This is a genomic window from Streptomyces sp. NPDC050287, assembly GCF_044459385.1.
GTDB lineage: Bacteria > Actinomycetota > Actinomycetes > Streptomycetales > Streptomycetaceae > Streptomyces.
In genome coordinates this window covers 128,028-145,395 of sequence record NZ_JBITIY010000009.1, presented here as the reverse complement: position 1 = coordinate 145,395, position 17,368 = coordinate 128,028, and the positions used below count along the sequence as shown (strand labels likewise).

Genomic DNA, 17,368 nt, shown 5'->3' with positions numbered 1-17,368 from the left:
CATCAGCGGCAACTGACGGGTACGTGCAAATTATTTGGGATGCCCCGGAATCGGAACACAGCGGCACCCTGGCTCGTTGTCATTACGTGAGCACGACACAGACACCACCTGTTCTCGCCGCAGAGCTGGCACAGGCGTGGGCCGACATTCAGCGGTACCACCCCGAGTTGCCCGATCTTGCCGCGCCAGAGTCCCTGATCGGGGAGTCGTCGTCCGCCTGCGGTCACGAGCTCTCCTTCGAGCGACTGCTTCACGAGGCAGTCCATGGCATCGCCGCCGCGCGCGGCATCCGCGACACCTCCCGCGCCGGCCGCTACCACAACCGCAGATTCCTCGCGATCGCCGAGGAGATGGGTCTCGACCACCCCGAGGAACCGCATCCCAGCAGCGGTTTCTCCCTGGTCCTGCTCACCCCCGAGGCGAAGCGCCGATACCGTCCGACCATCGAGCGCCTCCAGCGGGCCCTGAAGGCCCACTCGGCGGCGACCACGTCCGACACCTCCCGCACCTTCCGCGGCCCGGCCGCCCGCCACGGCTCCTCCGGCGGCGGCGTCCGCGTCAAGGCGGTCTGCGACTGCGGTCGGAACGTACGGGTCGTCCCGTCCGTCCTGGCCCAGGCTCCGATCGTGTGCGGGGGCTGCGGGAAGCCGTTCCGGATCCCTGAGGTCCTGGGCGCGGCGGCAGGCTGACCCGGCCGAGGCGGGCGAGCACCGGCATCTCGTGGCTGCCGGTCGAGCCCACGGCACGGGCACAGGGGGTGCCGTCGAGCACGCTGTCGACGGCACCCGGCGGCGCCGGGTTCGCACCCGAGCTGTTCACCGCAGCGCCGGGTGTCCCTCAGTCATGCCCCACCGCAGCCTCGGTCCAAGGCGACCCGCAGGGTATGGCACAATGGCTAGCTGTACTCGACAGCCGCACAGGAACCCTCTCGCCTCCGGCTGACGCGTCCATCGGGCACTCGGGTACCGCAACCCCACGCGGCCATCTGCCGTGCCCAACCACGTCAAATCCAGGAGAACCAACTCCCGTGGCAGTCAAGATCAAGCTGAAGCGTCTGGGCAAGATCCGCGCGCCTCACTACCGCATCGTCGTCGCCGACTCCCGTACCCGTCGTGACGGTCGTGCGATCGAGGAGATCGGCCTGTACCACCCGGTGCAGAACCCCTCGCGCATCGAGGTCGACCCCGACCGCGTCGCCTACTGGCTCTCCGTCGGCGCGCAGCCGACCGAGCCCGTGCTCGCCATCCTGAAGAAGACCGGCGACTGGCAGAAGTTCAAGGGCGAGCCCGCCCCGGCTCCGCTGCTCCAGCCGGCCGAGAAGGCCGCGCGTCCGACGTTCGAGGCTCTCGGCGGCGACGACGAGGGCAAGGGTGAGGCGATCACCCCGAAGAAGAAGGCCGAGAAGAAGGACGAGGCTCCCGCTGAGTCCTCTTCGGCTGAGTCGACCGAGGCCTGAGCAGCATGCTCGAAGAGGCGCTCGAGCACCTCGTGAAGGGCATCGTCGACAACCCTGACGACGTGCAGGTCGCCTCGCGCGACCTGCGTCGTGGTCGCGTGCTGGAAGTCCGGGTCCACCCGGACGACCTCGGCAAGGTGATCGGCCGCAACGGCCGCACCGCACGCGCCCTGCGAACCGTCGTGGGCGCCATCGGCGGCCGCGGTGTCCGCGTCGACCTCGTCGACGTGGACCACGTCCGCTGACGCAACGCAGCACCGGCTCGGGCCGGGGAGGGCCACTGGGCCGTCCCCGGCCCGTTGTCGTGCACGCAGCCCCGTAGAGGCGGCTGTCGGAGATCAGGAGAAGCAAGCAGTGCAGCTGGTAGTCGCTCGCATCGGCCGTGCCCACGGCATCAAGGGCGAGGTCACCGTCGAGGTCCGCACCGACGAGCCGGAGCTGAGGCTCGCGCCCGGCGCCGTCCTGCTCACGGATCCCGCCTCCACGGGCCCCCTCACCATCGAGACCGGCCGCGTCCACAGCGGCCGTCTCCTCCTGCGCTTCGAGGGCGTGAAGGACCGCACCGCCGCCGAGGCGCTGCGCAACACGCTCCTGATCGCCGAAGTGGACCCGGAGTTGCTCCCCGAGGAGGAGGACGAGTACTACGACCACCAGCTGATGGACCTGGACGTGGTGACGAAGGACGGCGTCGAGGTCGGCCGGATCACCGAGATCTCGCACCTGCCCTCGCAGGACCTGTTCATCGTGGAGCGCCCCGACGGCAGCGAGGTCCTGATCCCCTTCGTCGAGGAGATCGTCACGGAGATCGACCTCGAGGAGCAGAAGGCCGTCATCGACCCGCCACCCGGGCTGATCGACGACCAGGCGGAGATCGCCTCCAGCGGGGACGACAGCGCATGAGGCTCGACGTCGTCACGATCTTCCCCGAGTACCTCGACCCCCTGAACGTCTCCCTCGTCGGCAAGGCACGCGCGCGTGGACAGCTGAACGTGTACGTCCACGACCTGCGCTCGTGGACGTACGACCGGCACAACACCGTCGACGACACGCCGTACGGCGGCGGACCGGGCATGGTCATGAAGACCGAACCCTGGGGCGATGCGCTGGACTCCGCCATCGCGGACGGCTACGAGACGGGCTCCCACGCGCCCGCCCTGATCGTCCCCACGCCCAGCGGCCGCCCCTTCACCCAGGAACTCGCCGTCGAGCTCTCCGAGCGGCCCTGGCTGCTCTTCACGCCGGCCCGCTACGAGGGCATCGACCGCCGTGTCATCGACGAGTACGCCACCCGGATGCCCGTGTACGAGGTCTCCATCGGCGACTACGTCCTGGCCGGCGGCGAAGCGGCCGTCCTCGTCATCACGGAGGCCGTGGCCCGGCTGCTGCCCGGCGTCCTGGGCAACGCCGAGTCCCACCGGGACGACTCCTTCGCGCCCGGAGCCATGGCCAACCTCCTGGAGGGTCCCGTCTACACCAAGCCGCCCGAGTGGCGCGGGCGCCAGATCCCGGACGTGCTGCTCAGCGGCCATCACGGCAAGATCGCCCGCTGGCGCCGCGACGAGGCCCTCAGGCGCACGACGGCCCACCGGCCCGACCTGATCGAGCGCTGCGACCCGAAGGCCTTCGACAAGAAGGACCGCGAGATGCTCTCCATCCTGGGCTGGGCACCGGACCCCGAGGGGGAACGGTACGGCCGATTTTGGCGCAGGCCGGACGGCGTGGAAGAATAGGCCGCTGTTGTGCGTCCGGCGTGCGCCCCTGCCACAGGGGGACACGACGCCCGCCCCGACGCGGACAGCATCCTTCCGGACACCCTAGTTCCCGTTGATGACCTGTGGCATCAGCGAAGAAAGCAGACGAAATGTCTCACCTGCTCGACTCCGTCGACTCCGCGTCGCTGCGCAGCGACATCCCGGCCTTCCGCCCGGGTGACACCGTCAACGTCCACGTGCGCGTCATCGAGGGCAACCGCTCCCGTGTGCAGCAGTTCAAGGGCGTCGTCATCCGCCGTCAGGGCGCCGGTGTCCGCGAGACCTTCACGGTCCGCAAGGTCTCGTTCTCCGTCGGCGTCGAGCGCACCTTCCCGGTGCACACCCCGATCGTCGAGAAGATCGAGCTCGTCACGCGCGGTGACGTGCGTCGCGCGAAGCTGTACTACCTGCGCGAGCTGCGCGGCAAGGCCGCGAAGATCAAGGAGAAGCGCGACAACTGAGCGCTTTTCTGGCGTCACAGCGGGGCCGGATAGCATCTGGCCCCGATGGACACCGAAGCACAGCCGACGGAGCGCGACCGCTCCTCCCGCCCTTCCGATGCCGAGGAGATCTCGGGCACGGGAGGACCGGAGGGCCGGTCGCGTTCCGCGTTGGTGTCACGGGCCGCCGAGTCGGTACCCGGCGGGCGGATCACCCTCACGCTGCTGGTCTGCCTGGTGTTCCTGCTGCTGCTCAGCACCTTCGTGCTGCAGCCCTTCCAGATTCCCAGCGGATCCATGGAAAAGGGATTGAGGATCGGGGACCGCGTTCTCGTAAATAAGTTGGCGTACCGTTTCGGTGCCGATCCGCGGCGCGGCGATGTCGTCGTGTTCGACGGAACCGGGTACTTCGGGGATGCCGACTACATCAAGCGCGTTGTGGGTGTGGGGGGAGACCACGTGGTCTGCTGTGACAAGGAGGGGAGGATCGAGGTGAACGGCCGGTCCGTCGACGAGTCGACCTTCCTGTACCCCGGCGACCGCCCGTCCACGGTGCCCTTCGACGTCGACGTGCCCCCGGGCACCCTCTTCGTCCTCGGTGACCATCGTGGCAACTCCAGCGACTCCCGCGACCATCTGGGCTCCCCGGGCGGCGGCATGATCCCCGTCGACGACGTCATCGGCCGGGCCGACTGGATCCTGTGGCCCGGCGACCACTTCACCCGGCTGCGCCGGCCCGCCGCCTACGCGCGCGTGCCGGCCGCCGAAGAGCAGACGACGGCGGGAGCCCATGGGTAACCGCGGCCGACCGCGCGGTACGTCGTCCAGCGCGGCCGACAACCTGCTGCCGACCGGCTCCCGACGCGCCCTGGCCGGCACGGGCGCGGGCCCCGGACGCAGCCGTGCCGAGCGGCGCAAACTCCAGCGCAAGGTCAAGCGTCGCCGCAGGCGCTCCGCGATCAAGGAGATACCTCTCCTCGTCGGCGTCGCCGTACTCATCGCCCTCGTCCTGAAGACCTTCCTCCTCCAGGCGTTCGTGATCCCGTCCGGCTCCATGGAGCAGACCATCCAGATCGGCGACCGGGTCCTGGTCGACAAGTTCACCCCGTGGTTCGGCTCCAAGCCCGAGCGCGGGGACGTCGTCGTCTTCAAGGACCCCGGCGGCTGGCTCCAGGACGAGCAGCCGGCCACGAAGAAGAACGACCCCGTCGTCGTCAAGCAGGTCAAGGAGGGGCTCACCTTCATCGGCCTGCTGCCCTCGGACAACGAGAAGGACCTCATCAAGCGGGTCGTCGGTGTCGGCGGCGACCATGTCAAGTGCTGTGACGCGCAGGGGCGGGTCACCGTCAACGACGTTCCCCTGAACGAGAACTATCTGTATCCCGGCAATGCCCCCTCCCTGACGCCGTTCAACATCACCGTCCCGCAGGGACGGCTGTGGGTGATGGGCGACCACCGGGCCAACTCCGCGGACTCCCGCGCGCACCAGAACACCGACTACGGCGGCACGGTCTCCGAGGACTCCGTGGTGGGCCGGGCCATGGTCATCGCCTGGCCGTTCGGGCACTGGAGCGAGCTGGAGGAGCCGAAAACCTACGCTTCCGTGTCCGACTCGGTATCCGGGTCGACCGCGGCTGCTCCGCCGTCGCTTAGGGTTGCTCCCGACGGTCCGAACGGATCGGTCCAACTCCCGAGCCCTGCGGAACTCCCGCTCGTTATGGGAGTGGTGGGTCTGCGCCGTGTACGGGGCAGGCGGCAGCGGCACAGAGTAAGGAGTTGGCGTGGGGGATGTGGCGGTTGGCGCACGGTCCGGACACGATGGCGAGGAACCCCGCGGACGCCCCGCGGAGAGTGCCGTCCCGGCCGCGGACAGCGCCGTGACCCCCGGGAATGACTCCGGGGCGGCACAGGAGGGCACCACGGCCGAGCGGACCGGGACCGACGGCCGGGGGCCCGGTGACGCGACGCCCCAGGCCAAGAAGCCGCGCTCCTTCTGGAAGGAGCTGCCCATCCTGATCGGTATCGCGCTCGTGCTGGCGCTGCTGATCAAGACCTTCCTGGTGCAGGCGTTCTCGATCCCGTCCGACTCGATGCAGAACACCCTCCAGGAGGGTGACCGTGTTCTGGTCGACAAGCTGACCCCGTGGTTCGGCTCCGAGCCCGAGCGCGGTGAGGTCGTGGTCTTCCACGACCCTGACAACTGGCTGGCGGGCGAGCCGACGACCAACCCGAACGCGGTGCAGACCTTCCTCAGCTGGATCGGCCTGATGCCGTCCGCCGAGGAGAAGGACCTGATCAAGCGCGTCATCGGCGTCGGCGGCGACACCGTCTCCTGCAAGGACAACGGCCCGCTCATGGTCAACGGCAAGGCGCTGAACGAGCCGTACGTGTACCCCGGCAACACCCCGTGCAGCGTCGACGACCAGGGCGGCCGGTTCACGGTGAAGGTGCCCAAGGGCTACATCTGGGTGATGGGCGACCACCGGCAGAACTCGCGTGACTCGCGCTACAACCAGAGCGACAAGCACCACGGCATGGTGCCGGTGGACGACGTCGTCGGGCGGGCGGTCGTGAAGGCCTGGCCGATCAACCGCTGGGGCACCCTGCCCGTCCCGGACACCTTCGGCCAGAAGGGCCTCGACACCCAGGCGTCGGCCTCGGCCGCCCTCACGGTCGCCCCGAACGGGATCGCCCTCGCCGGGGTCGTACCGGTGGCCCTGTGGCGCCGCAGGAAGACCGCTGCCGCCGAGACGCGCTGAGGTTCCCGGCGCGATGGTGACCTTGGTCGGCCGGAGGGGCTGACCGGGTCAGGTACCGCCCGGTAGGGTGCGGACCCATGGGTGAGAGCACGACACGTACGGCCCCGCACAGCGGCGGCACAGGCACGGGCCCGGTGGGCGGCCGGACCGGACAGCGACTGTCCGGACTGGCCGTCGCACTGGGCATTGTGCTGTTCCTGGGAGCGTTCGCCTGGGGAGCGGTGCTCTACCGGCCGTACACCGTGCCCACCAGCTCGATGTCGCCGACCATCGCCGCCGGTGACCGGGTCATGGCCGAGCGGGTGGACGGTGACGAGGTGCGCCGGGGCGATGTGGTCGTCTTCAAGGACACGGCCTGGGTGAGCAACGCCCTCGTGGTCAAGCGCGTCGTCGCCGTCGGCGGGGACACGGTGTCCTGCTGCACCAAGGGCAAGCTGACCGTCAACGGCAAGCAGATCGACGAACCGTATCTGCCGGCCGGCAGCATCGCCGAGGACAAGGTCATCCCGACCGTGACGGTGCCCAAGGGCCGGCTCTTCCTGCTCGGTGACGAGCGCCAGGGCTCCCTGGACTCCACGGCCCACCTGACCGACGCGGCCAATGGCACGGTGTCGCAGAACGCCGTGAGAGCCCGGGTGGACGCCGTCGTATGGCCCATGAACGGCATGCTGAAGAAGCCCACCGGCTTCGAGACGCTCGGCCCGCTCTCCACGCCCGGTCCGCTGCGGACGATCATCGTCCTGATCGTCGCCGGCGGGGTGCTCGTCCTCGGCGGTGCCGCGTACGGGTCGATCGCCCAGCGGATGGGCGGTCGCTCCCGGACCCGGACGGAACCCGCCCGTGCCCACTGAGACGGGCGACACGTTCCCTGAGGGCTCCGGGGCTGGCGGGCTGCGCAAGGTGTCCCGGGTGGTGCTGCTCGATCCGCAGGACCGCATCCTGCTGCTGCACGGCCATGAGCCGGACGATCCGGCCGACGACTGGTGGTTCACACCCGGCGGCGGCCTGGAGGGCGACGAGACTCGTGAACAGGCCGCGCTCAGGGAACTCGTGGAGGAGACCGGCATCACCGACGTCGACCTCGGCCCGGTGCTCTGGCGGCGGACGTGCTCGTTCCCGTTCGCGGGCCGCCGCTGGGACCAGGACGAGTGGTACTACCTGGCCCGTACCACCACGACGGCGACCCGGGCGACGGCCCTGACCGAACTGGAGCGGCGCAGCGTCGCCGGAGCACGCTGGTGGACGTGTCAGGAACTGACCCGGGCACATGAGACGGTGTATCCGACCAGACTCGCCGAGCTGCTCCAGCGGCTGCTCGACGAAGGTCCTCCGGCCGGGCCCGTGACCCTGGACACCGAAATCGTCTAGGGGCTCGCGGGACTGGCGCACAATGGGGGGATCGCACGGCTGAAGGGGAACATGCCATGAGCGCCGAGGACCTCGAGAAGTACGAGACCGAGATGGAGCTCAAGCTCTACCGGGAGTACCGCGATGTCGTCGGTCTGTTCAAATACGTGATCGAGACCGAGCGCCGCTTCTACCTCACCAACGACTACGAGATGCAGGTGCACTCGGTCCAGGGCGAGGTGTTCTTCGAGGTGTCCATGGCGGACGCCTGGGTGTGGGACATGTACCGGCCGGCTCGCTTCGTGAAGCAGGTCCGGGTGCTCACGTTCAAGGACGTGAACATCGAGGAGCTGAACAAGAACGACCTGGAGATGCCCGGCGGCTGAAGCCTTCGGCGCGGTGGTCCCTCGCCGGAGTGACGGAGTTTTCCACAACCGGTGAGTAGTCCACCAAGATCAACTCGGTCGGCTCGGCTGCGTGACCGTTGGTGCCGGAGGTGGTGCCGACATGAACGCACGCAGTGCACTCGGCAAGTACGGCGAGACGCTCGCCGCCCGGCGGCTGGTGGAGGCCGGGATGACGGTCCTGGAGCGCAACTGGCGCTGCGGCAGGACCGGTGAGATCGACATCGTGGCACGGGACGGCGACGTGCTGGTCGTCTGCGAGGTCAAGACCCGGCGGGCGGGGCTCTTCGAGCATCCGATGTCCGCGGTGACCCCCGACAAGGCGGAGCGGCTGCGGGGCCTCGCCGAACACTGGATCCACGCCCACGGGGGAGCACCGCCGGGAGGCGTCCGCATCGACCTGGTCGGCGTCGTCCTGCCCAGCCGCGGAGCACCCGTCGTCGAGCACGTGCGGGGGGTGGCCTGACATGGGGTTCGCACGGACGTGCTCGGTGGCGCTGGTGGGCGTCGAGGGGGTGGTGGTCGAGGTCCAGGCCGACCTGGAACCCGGGGTCGCGGCGTTCACGCTGGTGGGACTCCCGGACAAGAGCCTGACCGAGAGCCGGGACCGGGTCCGGGCCGCGGTGGTGAACTCGGGGGCCGAGTGGCCGCAGAAGAAACTGACGGTAGGGCTCAGCCCCGCCTCGGTGCCGAAGGCCGGCTCCGGGTTCGACCTCGCCGTCGCCTGCGCCGTCCTCGGCGCCGCCGAGCGGATCGACCCGCGGGTGCTCGCCGACATCGTGATGATCGGCGAGCTGGGCCTCGACGGGCGTGTACGGCCGGTCCGGGGCATCCTCCCGGCGGTGCTGGCCGCGGCGGACGCCGGCTACGAGCAGGTGGTGGTGCCCGAATGCGCCGCCGCCGAGGCCTCCCTGGTGCCCGACGTGTCCGTCCTGGGGGTGCGCAGCCTGCGGCAGCTGATCGCGGTCCTCGCGGACGAACCCGTACCCGAGGAGGAACCCGACGAGGCGGGCCGCCCCGACCCGCTGCTCGCCGGCCTGCGCGTGCCGGGCACGGGCGCGGCCACGGGCGTCCACAGCATGGGTGCCGCGCAGCTCGACCAGGGTCACGACCTCGCCGACGTCGTGGGCCAGAGGTCGGCGCGTACGGCAGTGGAGGTCGCCGCGGCGGGCGGGCATCACCTCTTCCTGGAGGGACCGCCCGGGGCCGGCAAGACGATGCTCGCGGAGCGGCTGCCCGCCATCCTGCCCCGGCTCAGCCGCCAGGAGTCGCTGGAGGTCACCGCGGTCCACTCGGTGGCCGGACTGCTGCCCCCGGGCAAGCCCCTGGTCGACGTCGCCCCCTACTGCGCCCCGCACCACTCGGCGACCATGCAGGCGCTGGTCGGCGGGGGCGGCGGTGTCGCCCGGCCCGGGGCGGTCTCGCTGTCTCACCGTGGGGTGCTGTTCCTGGACGAGACCCCGGAGTTCAGCAGCCATGCCCTGGATGCCCTCCGGCAGCCCCTGGAGGCGGGGCACGTGGTGATCGCGCGCAGTGCGGGGGTCGTGCGCTTCCCGGCGAAGTTCCTGATGGTGCTGGCGGCCAACCCCTGCCCCTGCGGCCGCTTCTCCCTGACGGACAGCCTGTGCGAGTGCCCGCCCTCGGCGATCCGGCGCTACCAGGCCAGGCTGTCCGGCCCGCTGCTCGACCGGGTCGACCTGCGCGTCGAGGTGGACCGCGTCACCCGCTCCGAGCTGAGCGGCCGAGGTGCCCCGGGCGACTCGACGGCGACCGTGGCCGACCGGGTCCGGGAGGCCAGGGACCGCGCGCTCGCGCGACTGGCCGGTACTCCGTGGCGCACCAACAGCGAGGTGCCCGGACGGGAGCTGCGCAGCCGCTGGCATGCCGCACCCGGTGCCATGGACGAGGCGGAGCGAAACCTGGAGCGGGGCGTGCTGACCGCTCGCGGGCTCGACCGGGTCCTACGGGTGGCCTGGACCGTCGCCGACCTCGTCGGCCACGACCGCCCCGACGCGACCGACGTCGCGCTGGCCCTGCAACTGCGCACCGGAGTGCCGCGCGGCGTGCCCATGGCCATCGGGGCCCTGGCGTGAGCGGCGACGACCCGCGCGGTGAGCTGCTCGACCGGGTGTTCCTCACCCGCGTCGTCGAGCCCGGCGACGAGGTCGCCGGGCGGTGGGTGCGGGAGCTCGGGGTGGGCGTGGTGGCGAGGAGGTTGCGGGAGGGCGGGGCGGCGCTTGCCGGCGTGAGTGACAAACGGTGGGCCGGGCTGGTGGCTCGGGCCGGGCGGGCCGAGCCACGGGAGGACCTCGCCGTCGCGCGGGGCGCCGGGGTGCGGTTCCTCGTCCCCGGTGACGCCGAGTGGCCGGGCCAGCTCGACGATCTCGGGGACGCGCGGCCCCTGGGGCTGTGGGTGCGGGGCCGGCCCAGTCTGCGGATGTGGGCGCTGAGGTCGGTGGCCGTCGTCGGCGCCCGGGCCTGCACCGAGTACGGCGCCCACATGGCGGCCACCCTCGCCGTCGGCCTCGCCGAGCGCGGCTGGGTGGTGGTGTCCGGCGGTGCGTACGGCGTCGACGGGGCCGCCCACCGCGGTGCCCTCGCCGCGGGCGGCGCCACCGTCGCCGTCCTGGCCTGCGGGGTCGACCGGCCCTACCCGCGCGGGCACACCCAGTTGATCACCAGGATCGCGGAACAGGGGCTGGTGATCGGGGAGTTGCCGCCCGGGGACCATCCGACGCCGAGCAGGTTCGTGCTGCGGAACCGGGTGATCGCCGCGCTGACACGGGGCACCGTGGTGGTCGAGGCCGCCCATCGCAGCGGTTCCCTGGTCACCGCCCGGGCGGCACAGCGGCTGGGCCGGCACACCATGGGTGTTCCGGGGCCCGCCACCAGCTCTCTCTCCGCCGGTGTGCACGAGCTGCTGCGGCAGGAGGCGGTGCTGGTCACCGACGCCGCGGAAGTCGTCGAACTGGTCGGCGACATGGGGGAACTGGCCCCGGACCGGCGCGGGCCCGTACTGCCGCGGGACCTTCTCGACGCCGCCGCCCGACGGGTCCTGGCCGCCCTGCCGGGGCGTGACACGGCGACCGCGGACGAGATCGCCCGCGGTGCGCAGACCACCCAGGACGACGCCGTCGCGAGACTGTACGAACTGCGAGCACTTGGTTACGTCGAACGACATGGCGACGGCTGGAAGTTGACACGCCAGTCGATGATCTCCGTACGGGGTGGTCGACATGGGTGTTGACCGAGCGTGTTCGGCCGTCCGGGGGAACCCTGACGCCCTTGCGGATCCCCGCAGTTGGCGTGCCGGCACCCTCACGCAGAGCGAGGACGGCGGCTGCCTGGAGTGCCCGGCGGAACGCGTCCGCGCACAGCGCGAGCTCCGCCCTTCGCGCACCGCGACACTTCAGTCACGCTACGCTCACGAGGATTGCCGCGCAGTCAGGCAACTCGACATCAGACCGGCAGCTCCCCCAGGCAGCACCACTTCACAGCAGAACGGCACAAGGCGACGAATGCCCCAGCACACCTCCGGGTCCGACCGGGCGGCGATCCCCCCAGCCGCCCGCGAGGGTGGCAGCGTGCGGCCGCCCGCTCCCTCGACGCTCGAGGAACTGTGGCGGTCGTACAAGGCGACGGGGGACGAGCGGCTGCGCGAGCAGCTGATCCTGCACTACTCGCCCCTCGTGAAATACGTGGCGGGGCGGGTGAGCGTGGGCCTGCCGCCCAACGTGGAACAGGCGGACTTCGTGTCCTCCGGCGTCTTCGGGCTGATCGACGCGATCGAGAAGTTCGACATCGACCGGGAGATCAAGTTCGAGACATACGCGATCACCCGGATCCGGGGCGCGATGATCGACGAGTTGCGGGCGCTGGACTGGATCCCGCGGTCGGTGCGGCAGAAGGCACGCAACGTGGAGCGGGCGTACGCGACGCTGGAGGCGCGGCTCAGACGGACGCCGAGCGAGGCCGAGGTGGCCGCCGAGATGGGGATCGCGGTGGACGATCTCCACGCCGTCTTCAGCCAGTTGTCGCTGGCCAACGTGGTGGCTCTGGAGGAACTGCTGCACGTCGGCGGCGAGGGCGGCGACCGGCTGAGCCTCATGGACACGCTGGAGGACACCGCCGCCGACAACCCCGTGGAGGTGGCCGAGGACCGGGAGCTCCGGCGGTTCCTGGCCCGGGCGATCAACACGCTGCCCGAACGGGAGAAGACCGTGGTGACCCTCTACTACTACGAGGGGCTCACGCTCGCGGAGATCGGGAACGTGCTGGGGGTCACCGAGAGCCGGGTGAGCCAGATCCACACCAAGTCCGTGCTGCAACTGCGGGCGAAGCTGGCGAGCTTCGGGCGCTGACCTGGGACGGTGCGGTCCGCCAGGGCGGTGACTCCCCTCGGGGGTGGTTCGTCCGTAAAGTGGTTGACGTGCCAAGGATTCGAGCGGCCTCCGTGGCCGAGCACCGGTCGATGCAGCGAGCCGCCCTGCTGGACGCGGCTCGTTCCCTGCTGTCCGAAGGCGGGACGGAGGCGCTGACCTTCCCCGCCCTCGCCGAGCGGACGGGGCTTGCCCGGTCGTCCGTGTACGAGTACTTCCGGTCGCGGGCCGCCGTGGTCGAGGAGCTGTGCGAGGTCGACTTTCCCGTCTGGGCGGCGGAGGTGGCGACGGCGATGGCCGCGGCGGACGGGCCTCACGCCAAGGTCGAGGCGTATGTGCGGCAGCAGCTGGCACTGGTCGGGGACCGGCGGCATCGAGCCGTGGTCGCCATCTCCGCGAGTGAGCTGGACGCGGGAGCCCGGGAGAAGATCCGGGCCGCGCACGGAGGGCTGGTCGCGATGATCGTGGAGGCCCTGGGGGAGATGGGGCACGCGCAGCCCCGGCTGGCGGCGATGTTGCTCCAGGGGGTCGTGGACGCGGCGGTGCGGCGGATCGAGCTGGGGGCGGCGGAGGAGCCGGCCGTGATCACTGAGGCGGCGGTTTCCATGGCACTGCGGGGTGTCCAGGGCTGACGCCGGGTGGGGCTGGACCGGGCTGGAAGGCGGGTCACGCATCCCGACGCTTTCGATGCCGCCCTTCTTGGGGCCGGAGCCCGTTCCAGGCGGCACGACGGCCCGCAGCTGGGCGGAAGCCGGCCCTGGCCGGGCGGAAGCGGTGTCGTGGCCGGGCGGAAACTGGTGCCCACGACTGGGTGGAAGCGGGTGTCCACGACTGGGTGGAACAAGCTGGTGCCCACGACCGGCGCAAGCGGTGTCCTGGCTGGGAGGAAGCGTATGCCCCGGCTGGGGCGGGGCGGCCGACGGCTGTCGGCTGCCGTGGGGTGGCCCGGTTGGGGTGGCTGACGGGTGCGGCTGCCGTGGGGTGGCCCGGCTGGCGTGGCTGACGGGTGCGGCTGCCGCGGACTGCCCCGGCTGGGGGGCCGACGGTTGCCGGCTACCCCGGAAGCGGTACGCCGATCACCGGCAGCAGTCTCGAGGGGCCCCGGTGCAACAGCCACCCCGGCATCAGCGACAGCGGGTCCAGATAGCTCTCGCCTCGCCGCAGGCCCCAGTGCACGCACGTAGCCGTGCAATGCGAACCCGTCGGTTCCACCGTGCCGATCACCTCGCCCGCCGCCACCTCCTCGCCCTTCTCCACCGAGGTCCGGACCGGCTCGTACGTCGTGCGCAGAGGTGGGTCGCCCGTCCCCGTCAGCTCCACCGAGACGACCCCCCTGCCCGCGACCTTGCCCGCGAAGGAGATCCGGCCCGCCGCCACCGCTCGTACCGGGGTGCCGGGAGGCGCTGACAGGTCCACGCCCCGGTGACCGCGGCCGTACGCCGTCGCCGGGGGCTCCCAGCCGCGGAGGACGGGTGGGCGCAGGCCCACCGGCCAGGTACGGCCGATGGCCGGCACCGTCGTGTCCGTGGCCGCCGGGCCCAGGGTGACGGGTTCTCCCGGCCGGACCGTGCAGGTCAGCAGCGCCGCCGTCAGCAATGACAGCACCACCGCCCACGTACGCCCATACACATCCGCATATCGCATCGCTCGCATGCGAGAACCGTCCCGCACCCGTGGCGACCACGGCCGGGACCTGTGGACTACTCCCCGGTTGTGGACAACGGCGTCACCCGGTCCCTCGCCGGTCCCGTACACTTCTTCTGGCGATCCGGGTCACCGGGTCGACTTCGCACGCCCCGACACCAGGCCGTCACACGGTCGGTGTCAGCGCCACTCGGTCCCTAGCGGCACGGCGCATCGCGGGCGTCAGGCGCGAGTGCCATCCCGGCGCGCGCGGCACAACCGAGAACACCAAGGAGAACGGCCATGGCCGTCGTCACGATGCGGGAGCTGCTGGAAAGCGGCGTCCACTTCGGTCACCAGACCCGTCGTTGGAACCCGAAGATGAAGCGGTTCATCTTCACGGAGCGCAACGGCATCTACATCATCGACCTGCTCCAGTCGCTGTCGTACATCGACCGCGCCTACGAGTTCGTCAAGGAGACCGTTGCCCACGGCGGCACGGTCATGTTCGTCGGCACGAAGAAGCAGGCGCAGGAGGCCATCGCCGAGCAGGCCACCCGCGTCGGCATGCCCTACGTCAACCAGCGCTGGCTGGGCGGCATGCTCACCAACTTCTCGACCGTCTACAAGCGTCTGCAGCGCCTCAAGGAGCTCGAGCAGATCGACTTCGAGGACGTCGCCGCGTCCGGTCTGACCAAGAAGGAGCTTCTCGTGCTCTCGCGCGAGAAGGCCAAGCTGGAGAAGACCCTCGGTGGTATCCGCGAGATGTCCAAGGTGCCCAGCGCCGTCTGGATCGTGGACACCAAGAAGGAGCACATCGCGGTCGGCGAGGCCCGGAAGCTCAACATCCCGGTCGTCGCCATCCTCGACACCAACTGCGACCCCGACGAGGTCGACTACAAGATCCCCGGCAACGACGACGCGATCCGCTCCGTCACGCTGCTCACCCGTGTGATCGCGGACGCGGTCGCCGAGGGCCTCATCTCCCGCTCCGGTGTCGCCACCGAGGGCAAGGGCGAGAAGGCCGCGGGCGAGCCGCTGGCCGAGTGGGAGCGCGACCTGCTCGAGGGCGAGAAGAAGGCGGACGAGGCCGAGGCCCCTGCCGCCGAGGCGCCCGCCGCTGAAGCCGCCCCCGCGGCCGAGGCTCCGGCCGCCGAGGCTGAGGCCCCCGCCGCTGAGGCTCCGGCCGAGGCCGCCGCTGAGGCCCCCGCCGCCGAGGCCCCTGCCGCGGACGCCGAGCAGGCCTGACCCCTCACCACCTACGGGTTCCGGACGGCGGGGGCCCACGAAGCCCCCGCCGTCCGCCCGTAGATCTTCGGACTTCGAGAGAGATTCCAGAAATCATGGCGAACTACACCGCCGCCGACGTCAAGAAGCTCCGCGAGCTCACCGGCGCCGGCATGATGGACTGCAAGAAGGCGCTGGACGAGGCCGAGGGCAACGTCGAGAAGGCCGTCGAGGCGCTCCGTATCAAGGGCCAGAAGGGCGTCGCCAAGCGCGAGGGCCGCTCCGCCGAGAACGGCGCCGTGGTCTCGGTCATCGCCGACGACAACTCCTCCGGTGTTCTGGTCGAGCTGAAGTGCGAGACGGACTTCGTCGCCAAGGGTGACAAGTTCCAGGCTGTCGCCACCGCGATCGCCGAGCACGTCGCCAAGACCGCCCCGGCCGACCTGGAGGCCCTGCTCGCCTCCGAGATCGAGTCCGGCAAGACCGTTCAGGCGTACGTCGACGAGGCCAACGCCAACCTGGGCGAGAAGATCGTCCTGGACCGCTTCGCGGTGTTCGCGGACGGCTTCGTGACGGCGTACATGCACCGTACGATGCCCGACCTGCCGCCGCAGATCGGTGTCCTGGTCGAGCTCGACAAGCCCAACGCCGAGATCGCCAAGGGTGTCGCCCAGCACATCGCCGCCTTCGCGCCGAAGTACCTCTCCAAGGAGGACGTGCCGGCCGAGGTCGTCGAGTCCGAGCGCCGCGTCGCCGAGGAGACCACCCGCGCCGAGGGCAAGCCCGAGGCCGCCCTGCCGAAGATCGTCGAGGGTCGCCTCAACGGCTTCTTCAAGGACGCCACGCTGCTCGGCCAGCCGTACGCGCTCGACAACAAGAAGTCGGTCCAGAAGGTCCTGGACGAGGCCGGTGTCACCCTGAAGCGCTTCACGCGCATCAAGGTCGGCATCTGAGTCCGTACGGCGCTCGGCGCTCGACCCCGATAGGGTCGTAAGTGTCGTCCGCGTACGCCCTCACGCACGCGTGCGTGAGGGACGACAGCAGATCTGACGAGGAGGCCATTGCCGCGCATGGGATGCGAACGACACCCCACCGGCAATGGCCTTCTTCGCATGTGCACCACGTGAAAGAGGCGGGATCTCCATGACCACCAAGGCACAGAAGAGCGACGACGGCAAAGTGAGCGGCCGGTTTCTGCTGAAGCTGTCCGGAGAGGCCTTCGCCGGCGGCGGCGGCCTGGGGGTCGACCCCGACGTGGTGCACAAGATCGCCCGTGAGATCGCGGCGGTCGTGCGGGACGGCGCGGAGATCGCCGTCGTCATCGGCGGCGGCAACTTCTTCCGCGGGGCCGAGCTCCAGCAGCGTGGCATGGACCGGGCCCGCTCCGACTACATGGGCATGCTCGGCACGGTCATGAACTGCCTCGCCCTCCAGGACTTCCTGGAGAAGGAGGGTATCGACAGCCGCGTGCAGACGGCCATCACCATGGGGCAGGTGGCCGAGCCGTACATTCCACTGCGTGCGGTGCGCCACCTCGAGAAGGGCCGTGTGGTCATCTTCGGCGCCGGTATGGGCATGCCGTACTTCTCCACCGACACCACTGCCGCCCAGCGCGCCCTGGAGATCGACGCCGAGGCGCTGCTGATGGGCAAGAACGGCGTGGACGGGGTCTACGACTCCGATCCGAAGACCCACCCCGAGGCCGTCAAGTTCGACTCGCTCAGCTACGGCGAGGTCATCACCCGCGACCTCAAGGTCGCCGACATGACCGCGATCACGCTGTGCCGCGACAACAAGCTCCCGATCCTGGTGTTCGAGCTCCTGGTGGAGGGCAATATCGCCCGCGCCGTCAAGGGTGAGAAGATCGGCACGCTGGTGGGTGACCAGGGCAGCCGGGACTGACGAATCGACGAACCACCCCGTCCGGGGGACGGACGGGACGGACCCTGGCCGGGGGATGGACAATGTCCTGCCGGTCGGGA

21 protein-coding genes are annotated in these 17,368 nt (G+C 70.5%); 20 read left to right on the top strand and 1 reads right to left on the bottom strand.

All coding sequences use genetic code 11. The features are described from left to right. The first annotated feature begins 86 nt into the window (after positions 1-86). The 17 genes from ACIBK3_RS30405 (at position 87) to ACIBK3_RS30325 (ending at position 13,168) form a co-directional block, all read left to right on the top strand. Positions 87-689, top strand: a complete 603-nt coding sequence (locus ACIBK3_RS30405) for a hypothetical protein (RefSeq protein ID WP_399370620.1) — start codon at positions 87-89, stop codon at positions 687-689. A gap of 338 nt (positions 690-1,027) precedes the next feature. Continuing rightward, a complete protein-coding gene (rpsP, locus tag ACIBK3_RS30400; protein WP_399370619.1) occupies positions 1,028-1,456 on the top strand; it encodes a 30S ribosomal protein S16 in 429 nt (142 codons plus the stop codon). A gap of 5 nt (positions 1,457-1,461) precedes the next feature. Next, on the top strand, positions 1,462-1,701 hold the full coding sequence (locus tag ACIBK3_RS30395; protein ID WP_005479813.1) for an RNA-binding protein: 240 nt from the start codon (positions 1,462-1,464) through the stop codon (positions 1,699-1,701). A gap of 109 nt (positions 1,702-1,810) precedes the next feature. Continuing rightward, positions 1,811-2,356: a ribosome maturation factor RimM gene (rimM, locus tag ACIBK3_RS30390; RefSeq protein ID WP_399370618.1), complete on the top strand. Its 546-nt coding sequence runs from the start codon at positions 1,811-1,813 to the stop codon at positions 2,354-2,356. Next, the gene (gene trmD, locus ACIBK3_RS30385; protein ID WP_399370617.1) at positions 2,353-3,186 is read left to right on the top strand and encodes a tRNA (guanosine(37)-N1)-methyltransferase TrmD; all 834 of its coding nucleotides are present in this window, start codon (positions 2,353-2,355) and stop codon (positions 3,184-3,186) included. The genes rimM and trmD overlap by 4 nt, the downstream gene beginning before the upstream one ends. A 131-nt stretch (positions 3,187-3,317) precedes the next feature. Then, the gene (rplS, locus tag ACIBK3_RS30380) at positions 3,318-3,668 is read left to right on the top strand and encodes a 50S ribosomal protein L19 (protein WP_013000407.1); all 351 of its coding nucleotides are present in this window, start codon (positions 3,318-3,320) and stop codon (positions 3,666-3,668) included. A 45-nt stretch (positions 3,669-3,713) separates the two neighbouring features. After that, on the top strand, positions 3,714-4,445 hold the full coding sequence (gene lepB, locus ACIBK3_RS30375) for a signal peptidase I (protein WP_399370616.1): 732 nt from the start codon (positions 3,714-3,716) through the stop codon (positions 4,443-4,445). Continuing rightward, the gene (gene lepB / locus ACIBK3_RS30370) at positions 4,438-5,541 is read left to right on the top strand and encodes a signal peptidase I (protein WP_399370615.1); all 1,104 of its coding nucleotides are present in this window, start codon (positions 4,438-4,440) and stop codon (positions 5,539-5,541) included. The genes lepB (ACIBK3_RS30375) and lepB (ACIBK3_RS30370) overlap by 8 nt, the downstream gene beginning before the upstream one ends. Next, positions 5,429-6,406, top strand: coding sequence for a signal peptidase I (gene lepB, locus ACIBK3_RS30365; protein WP_399370614.1), 978 nt, complete (start codon positions 5,429-5,431; stop codon positions 6,404-6,406). Before lepB (ACIBK3_RS30370) ends, lepB (ACIBK3_RS30365) begins: the two co-directional genes overlap by 113 nt. A 77-nt stretch (positions 6,407-6,483) precedes the next feature. Then, positions 6,484-7,257 (top strand): signal peptidase I, encoded by a 774-nt coding sequence (lepB, locus tag ACIBK3_RS30360; protein WP_399370613.1) that lies wholly within the window; start codon positions 6,484-6,486, stop codon positions 7,255-7,257. Next, positions 7,247-7,774, top strand: a complete 528-nt coding sequence (locus ACIBK3_RS30355) for an NUDIX hydrolase (RefSeq protein WP_399370612.1) — start codon at positions 7,247-7,249, stop codon at positions 7,772-7,774. Before lepB (ACIBK3_RS30360) ends, ACIBK3_RS30355 begins: the two co-directional genes overlap by 11 nt. A 56-nt stretch (positions 7,775-7,830) precedes the next feature. Further along, positions 7,831-8,139, top strand: a complete 309-nt coding sequence (locus ACIBK3_RS30350; RefSeq protein ID WP_030667243.1) for a DUF2469 domain-containing protein — start codon at positions 7,831-7,833, stop codon at positions 8,137-8,139. Between the two features lie 121 nt (positions 8,140-8,260). After that, positions 8,261-8,623, top strand: a complete 363-nt coding sequence (locus ACIBK3_RS30345; RefSeq protein ID WP_399370611.1) for a YraN family protein — start codon at positions 8,261-8,263, stop codon at positions 8,621-8,623. Position 8,624: 1 nt separating this feature from the next. After that, positions 8,625-10,250: a YifB family Mg chelatase-like AAA ATPase gene (locus ACIBK3_RS30340; RefSeq protein ID WP_399370610.1), complete on the top strand. Its 1,626-nt coding sequence runs from the start codon at positions 8,625-8,627 to the stop codon at positions 10,248-10,250. Continuing rightward, positions 10,247-11,404, top strand: a complete 1,158-nt coding sequence (gene dprA, locus ACIBK3_RS30335; protein WP_399370609.1) for a DNA-processing protein DprA — start codon at positions 10,247-10,249, stop codon at positions 11,402-11,404. Before ACIBK3_RS30340 ends, dprA begins: the two co-directional genes overlap by 4 nt. Before the next feature lie 271 nt (positions 11,405-11,675). Continuing rightward, positions 11,676-12,518, top strand: coding sequence for an RNA polymerase sigma factor WhiG (gene whiG / locus ACIBK3_RS30330; protein WP_030667239.1), 843 nt, complete (start codon positions 11,676-11,678; stop codon positions 12,516-12,518). A 92-nt stretch (positions 12,519-12,610) separates the two neighbouring features. Then, the gene (locus ACIBK3_RS30325; RefSeq protein ID WP_399370771.1) at positions 12,611-13,168 is read left to right on the top strand and encodes a TetR/AcrR family transcriptional regulator; all 558 of its coding nucleotides are present in this window, start codon (positions 12,611-12,613) and stop codon (positions 13,166-13,168) included. A gap of 421 nt (positions 13,169-13,589) precedes the next feature. Here the strand turns inward: ACIBK3_RS30325 and ACIBK3_RS30320 are convergent, their stop codons facing one another. Then, positions 13,590-14,189 carry a murein hydrolase activator EnvC family protein gene (locus tag ACIBK3_RS30320; protein WP_399370608.1) on the bottom strand — a complete coding sequence of 200 codons (600 nt, stop codon included), beginning with the start codon at positions 14,187-14,189 and terminating at the stop codon, positions 13,590-13,592. 273 nt (positions 14,190-14,462) lie between these two features. Between ACIBK3_RS30320 and rpsB the strand changes: the two genes are divergently transcribed. The 3 genes from rpsB (at position 14,463) to pyrH (ending at position 17,288) form a co-directional block, all read left to right on the top strand. Beyond that, on the top strand, positions 14,463-15,407 hold the full coding sequence (rpsB, locus tag ACIBK3_RS30315) for a 30S ribosomal protein S2 (RefSeq protein WP_399370607.1): 945 nt from the start codon (positions 14,463-14,465) through the stop codon (positions 15,405-15,407). A 95-nt stretch (positions 15,408-15,502) separates the two neighbouring features. Beyond that, positions 15,503-16,339, top strand: a complete 837-nt coding sequence (gene tsf / locus ACIBK3_RS30310; protein ID WP_398655538.1) for a translation elongation factor Ts — start codon at positions 15,503-15,505, stop codon at positions 16,337-16,339. A 190-nt stretch (positions 16,340-16,529) separates the two neighbouring features. Next, positions 16,530-17,288: a UMP kinase gene (pyrH, locus tag ACIBK3_RS30305; protein ID WP_399370606.1), complete on the top strand. Its 759-nt coding sequence runs from the start codon at positions 16,530-16,532 to the stop codon at positions 17,286-17,288. Positions 17,289-17,368 lie beyond the last annotated feature (80 nt).

Coding starts and splice junctions, on each gene's coding strand:
- tsf (WP_398655538.1), top strand. CDS start 15,503: ATGGCGAACTACACCGCCGCCGACGTCAAGAAGCTCCGCGAGCTCACC.
- pyrH (WP_399370606.1), top strand. CDS start 16,530: ATGACCACCAAGGCACAGAAGAGCGACGACGGCAAAGTGAGCGGCCGG.
- ACIBK3_RS30340 (WP_399370610.1), top strand. CDS start 8,625: ATGGGGTTCGCACGGACGTGCTCGGTGGCGCTGGTGGGCGTCGAGGGG.
- lepB (WP_399370615.1), top strand. CDS start 4,438: ATGGGTAACCGCGGCCGACCGCGCGGTACGTCGTCCAGCGCGGCCGAC.
- lepB (WP_399370616.1), top strand. CDS start 3,714: ATGGACACCGAAGCACAGCCGACGGAGCGCGACCGCTCCTCCCGCCCT.
- ACIBK3_RS30395 (WP_005479813.1), top strand. CDS start 1,462: ATGCTCGAAGAGGCGCTCGAGCACCTCGTGAAGGGCATCGTCGACAAC.
- whiG (WP_030667239.1), top strand. CDS start 11,676: ATGCCCCAGCACACCTCCGGGTCCGACCGGGCGGCGATCCCCCCAGCC.
- rplS (WP_013000407.1), top strand. CDS start 3,318: ATGTCTCACCTGCTCGACTCCGTCGACTCCGCGTCGCTGCGCAGCGAC.
- rpsB (WP_399370607.1), top strand. CDS start 14,463: ATGGCCGTCGTCACGATGCGGGAGCTGCTGGAAAGCGGCGTCCACTTC.
- ACIBK3_RS30320 (WP_399370608.1), bottom strand. CDS start 14,189: ATGCGAGCGATGCGATATGCGGATGTGTATGGGCGTACGTGGGCGGTG.
- ACIBK3_RS30345 (WP_399370611.1), top strand. CDS start 8,261: ATGAACGCACGCAGTGCACTCGGCAAGTACGGCGAGACGCTCGCCGCC.
- ACIBK3_RS30350 (WP_030667243.1), top strand. CDS start 7,831: ATGAGCGCCGAGGACCTCGAGAAGTACGAGACCGAGATGGAGCTCAAG.
- lepB (WP_399370613.1), top strand. CDS start 6,484: ATGGGTGAGAGCACGACACGTACGGCCCCGCACAGCGGCGGCACAGGC.
- trmD (WP_399370617.1), top strand. CDS start 2,353: ATGAGGCTCGACGTCGTCACGATCTTCCCCGAGTACCTCGACCCCCTG.